Origin of the sequence: Flavobacterium sp. (assembly GCF_003525665.1) — a bacterium.
Taxonomy (GTDB): Bacteria; Bacteroidota; Bacteroidia; order Flavobacteriales; family Flavobacteriaceae; genus Flavobacterium.
Window position 1 is genome coordinate 1 of sequence record NZ_DQDX01000212.1, and the last position, 4,701, is coordinate 4,701.

Consider the following 4,701-nt stretch of genomic DNA (forward strand, 5'->3'; position numbering starts at 1 on the left):
TAAACCTTTTAAACTTTTTTAAGTCTAAAATGTAAAACCAACCTACTATGAAAAATTATTTTACATTTTTAATCTTATCAATTTTCATGTTTGGATGCAGTTCTAATGATGATTCGGATGATTCCAATGCAACTTTACCAACACTAACAACTGCTGCAATTACTTCAATTGAAACCACAACCGCAATTAGTGGCGGAATAATTTCATCGGATGGAGCATCGAATGTTACAAGTAGAGGAATTTGTTGGAGCACAAATACAAACCCAACTACAGCAGATACTAAAACTACCAATGGAACTGGAACTGGGACTTTTGTTTCTAATTTAACTGGTTTACTTCCGAATACAACATATTATGTTCGAGCTTATGCAACCAATTCTGTTGGAACTGCTTACGGAAATCAAGTTAGTTTTTCAACATTTGAGACTATGTATTTTCCGCCCAATGATGGAAGTAACACTTGGGAAACCAAATCCATTAGTAGCTTAGGATGGAATCAATCACAAGTGCAACCTTTATTAGATTTCGTAGAATCAAAAAACACTAAATCGTTTATCATTTTAGTAAATGGTAGAATCGTTTTGGAGCACTATTTTAATGGTCATTCAGCTACAACTCCATGGTATTGGGCAAGTGCTGGAAAAACGTTAACTTCAACAGTAACCGGAATTGCACAAGACGAAAATTTGATTAATATAAATAATAAAGTATCAAATTATTTAGGAACTGGTTGGACAAGCGCACCATTAGCAAAAGAAAATTTGATTACCTGTAAAAATTTATTGTCAATGAATTCAGGTTTGGATGATAGTTTGGGTGATGATGTTTCGCCAGCCAATTTACAATATATTGCCGATGCTGGAAATCGTTGGGCTTACCATAATGTTTATGTAAAACTACAAGATGTAATTGCTCAAGCTAGCGGACAAACTTGGACAAATTATTTCAATACCAAATTAAGAGATAAATTAGGAATGACCGGCGGAGCTTGGATAAACTCTGGTGATGGATTGAGTGTTTATTGGAGCACCACAAGAAATATGGCTCGTTTTGGATTGATGTCATTAAACAGAGGAAAATGGAATGGAACAACAATTGTAAGTGAAAGTTTTTTCAATCAGGCAAGTACGACTTCTCAAAATATCAATGAAGCCTATGGTTATTTATGGTGGTTGAATGGAAAATCGACTTATCACTTACCAACAACACAATTTGAATTTAACGGAACATTGATTCCGAATGCGCCAAGCGATATGTTTGCTGCATTAGGTAAAAATGATCAAAAAATATACGTAATTCCTAGCAAGAAAATGGTAGTAATTCGAATGGGCGAAGTTGCTAATCCTACTAATCCGACTTTTGGATTATCTGGATTTGATAACGAACTTTGGCAAAAAATAAATGCGCTATACCAATAGCGCATTTATTTATTTTTTAAAGATTTTATCTCCTACCCTTTTCAATGCGTAGAGAAACAATATAAAAGTAATGAGTTGCAAACCCATTGCTATATTTTTAAATTTAATTTCTATAATTTTAGCCACAATTCCAATTCCGACACTTACCAGAATTAAAATAAGTGGTGAAGCAGTTTTAAAAAAGGATAGAAATTTATTCATAAGCTATTTTTTAAAGAAACTATCTACAAACTCATATTTATTAAATACTTGTAAATCTTCAATTTTTTCTCCTACTCCAATATATTTTACTGGAATTTGAAATTGATCTGAAATTCCTATAACAACACCACCTTTTGCTGTTCCGTCAAGTTTTGTAACTGCTAGGCAAGTCACTTCTGTAGCAGCTGTAAATTGTGTTGCTTGTTCGAATGCATTTTGCCCTGTTGAACCATCAAGTACTAAAAGTACATCGTTTGGCGTGTCTTCAACTACTTTCTGCATTACTTTTTTCACTTTAGAAAGTTCGTTCATCAATCCAACTTTGTTATGTAAACGTCCAGCTGTATCAATAATTACTACATCGGCGTTTTGTGCAACTGCGCTTTGTAAAGTATCAAAGGCAACTGATGCAGGATCACTTCCCATTTGTTGTTTTACAATTGGAACTCCAACTCTATCCGCCCAAATTTGCAATTGATCTATCGCAGCGGCACGAAAAGTATCCGCTGCACCAAGCACAACGCTGTAACCAGCTTTTTTAAACTGATAAGCTAGTTTTCCGATTGTAGTAGTTTTTCCAACACCATTAACACCAACAACCATAATTACATAAGGTTTTTTGTTGGCTGGAATTTTAAATTCGGTTTCTTCACCCGATTTTGTTTCCGATAATAAGGATGCGATTTCTTCTCTTAGAATTTGATTAAGTTCGTCTGTTCCTAGATATTTATCATTAGCAACACGTTCTTCAATTCTTTTGATGATTTTTAATGTAGTGTTTACACCAACATCAGACGACACTAAAACTTCCTCAAGATTATCTAAAACTTCATCATCGACTTTAGATTTTCCAGCTACAGCCTTAGTAAGTTTAGAAAAAAAGGAAGTCTTGGTTTGTTCAAGACCTTTATCTAGTGTTTCTTTCTTTTCGGATGAAAATATTTTTTTAAAAAAATTCATTTTCTACTTTAGGTTTAAAGATTTATGATAATAGAAAGTCCTACATCATAAAAAATAAAATTAGAGACAAATATAAAAATAAAAAAGCTACTTCCAATTGAAAGTAGCCTTGATATATATTTAAATACGGAATTATTTCTTTTTTAAGAAAGTATCCACTTCTTCTGGAGTCATAATGCTTTCTACGAAAGTATATGCACCTGTTTTAGGAGATTTTATCATTTTGATAGCTTTTGTCAATCTCTTAGAAGCTGTTTGTAACGTTGCAACGGTTTTCTTTGCCATGATTAAAATGTGTATTTGAAATTATTTACAAATGTAAAAATCTCTAATTATTTAATTTCTTTGTGAACAGTCATTCTCTTCAAGATTGGATTAAATTTCTTAATCTCTAATCTATCTGGAGTGTTTTTCTTGTTTTTATTTGTAATGTAACGAGAAGTTCCTGGAAGACCAGTTCCTTTGTGCTCTGTACATTCTAAAATCACTTGTATTCTATTACCTTTCTTTGCCATCTTGCTTTATTTTTATAGGATAGGAATTATTTAATAAATCCGTTAGCTTTTGCAGTTTTCAACACAGCAGCTAATCCATTTTTATTGATTGTTTTAATTGTAGAAGCAGCTACTCTTAAAGTAACCCATCTGTCTTCTTCAGCAAGATAGAAACGTTTTTTAACTAAGTTTACAGAAAATTTTCTCTTAGTTTTGTTCATTGCGTGAGAAACATTATTTCCTACCATCGCTCTTTTACCTGTAAGGTCACAAACTCTTGACATTATGCTTATCTTTTATCGTTATTCAAATCGAGGGTGCAAAGAAACAAAAAAGAAACCTTATACACAAAAAAATATTAGAGATTTTTTAAAATTTCTTTCTGTAAGATTTCAAATGCTTTATTTACAGCTCTATCTATCACTTTTTCACGTGGTTGGCCAAAGTTAAATTCTTCTACAAATACTTCATTTGGTGTTGCTAATGCTATAAAAACAGTTCCAATTGTGGCATCTGCGTCTCCTTTTGATGGTCCGGCGTTTCCAGTTGTTGCAACTGCGTAGTCTGATTTCATCAATTTTTGGACACCAATTGCCATTTCTTTCGCAACTTGACTACTCACCACAGAAAATGCATCGATTGTTTGTTGAGAAACTCCTAGAACCGAAACCTTAGTATCTGTAGCATAAGAAACTACGCTTCCTCTAAAATAATTGGAAGAACCAGAAACTGATGTAAAAACTTGTGCAATTTTGCCTCCAGTGCAACTTTCTGCAGTAGAAATTGTTTTTCCTTGTTGTGCTAATAATCGCCCTAAAACGACTTCAATTGTTTCGTCTTCATCAAATCCGACGATGATATCTCCGATAATTTTGGCTAAAGAAGTTACGTTTTCGTTGATTGTTTTTTCGAGAATTTCTTTTTCAGTTCCACGAGCAGTTAATCGTAATCTTACTCTTCCTGGCGCAGGCAAATAAGCAAGTTTTATGAATTCTGGAAGGTTGTTTTCCCAATCTTCAATTCGCTCTGCTACAAGACTTTCACCCTGACCGTAAGTCATTATGGTTTTGTGTAAAATATATGGTCTTTTGTACTCTTTTACAATCTTGGGAACGATTTGATTTTCTACAATATATTTCATTTCATAAGGAACTCCGGGAAGCGAAATAAATACTGTATTTTCTTTTTTCATCCACATTCCTGGCGCAGTTCCAACTTGATTGAAAAGGATTTCACATCTTGATGGAACAAGTGCTTGATCTTTGTTCATTTGCGATGCTGGACGCTTCATCACCGATTCTATTAATTCGATAACATGTGTTTCAACTTCTTTGTTTATAACTAATGTATCGTTGAAATATTCACAAAATGTGTGTTTGGTGATGTCGTCTTTTGTTGGTCCTAATCCGCCAGTTATTATTACGAAATCGACTTTGTTTTGTAACGATACAAACGTGTCTAAAATGTGTTGCTTGTCGTCACTAATGGATAATAATTCGTGTGTTTGGACTCCGATTTTATCTAATGCTTTGGCGATAAAACCTGAGTTGGTATCGATGATTTGACCTATTAGAATTTCGTCTCCAATGGTTACTATGGTTGCTTTCAATTAATTTTAGATATTAGAT

The 4,701-nt window shown here is 33.4% G+C and carries 7 protein-coding genes; 1 reads left to right on the forward strand and 6 read right to left on the reverse strand.

Translation table 11 applies throughout. The features are described from left to right. Nucleotides 1–47 precede the first annotated feature (47 nt). Complete coding sequence (locus DIU01_RS14670) at nucleotides 48–1,418, forward strand: serine hydrolase (RefSeq protein WP_290835744.1); 1,371 nt, start codon at nucleotides 48–50, stop codon at nucleotides 1,416–1,418. A 9-nt stretch (nucleotides 1,419–1,427) separates the two neighbouring features. Here DIU01_RS14670 and DIU01_RS14675 read toward each other — a convergent pair whose 3' ends face one another. The 6 genes from DIU01_RS14675 to DIU01_RS14700 form a co-directional block, all read right to left on the reverse strand. After that, nucleotides 1,428–1,619, reverse strand: coding sequence for a hypothetical protein (locus DIU01_RS14675; RefSeq protein WP_290835746.1), 192 nt, complete (start codon nucleotides 1,617–1,619; stop codon nucleotides 1,428–1,430). Between the two features lie 3 nt (nucleotides 1,620–1,622). Next, complete coding sequence (ftsY, locus tag DIU01_RS14680; RefSeq protein WP_290835748.1) at nucleotides 1,623–2,579, reverse strand: signal recognition particle-docking protein FtsY; 957 nt, start codon at nucleotides 2,577–2,579, stop codon at nucleotides 1,623–1,625. Between the two features lie 132 nt (nucleotides 2,580–2,711). Then, nucleotides 2,712–2,864, reverse strand: coding sequence for a DUF4295 domain-containing protein (locus tag DIU01_RS14685; protein WP_290835750.1), 153 nt, complete (start codon nucleotides 2,862–2,864; stop codon nucleotides 2,712–2,714). Nucleotides 2,865–2,911: 47 nt separating this feature from the next. Further along, nucleotides 2,912–3,094 (reverse strand): 50S ribosomal protein L33, encoded by a 183-nt coding sequence (gene rpmG / locus DIU01_RS14690; RefSeq protein WP_035126304.1) that lies wholly within the window; start codon nucleotides 3,092–3,094, stop codon nucleotides 2,912–2,914. A gap of 26 nt (nucleotides 3,095–3,120) precedes the next feature. Further along, complete coding sequence (rpmB, locus tag DIU01_RS14695; protein ID WP_035126302.1) at nucleotides 3,121–3,357, reverse strand: 50S ribosomal protein L28; 237 nt, start codon at nucleotides 3,355–3,357, stop codon at nucleotides 3,121–3,123. Between the two features lie 74 nt (nucleotides 3,358–3,431). Then, a complete protein-coding gene (locus tag DIU01_RS14700) occupies nucleotides 3,432–4,682 on the reverse strand; it encodes a CinA family nicotinamide mononucleotide deamidase-related protein (RefSeq protein WP_290835754.1) in 1,251 nt (416 codons plus the stop codon). Between the last annotated feature and the right edge of the window lie 19 nt (nucleotides 4,683–4,701).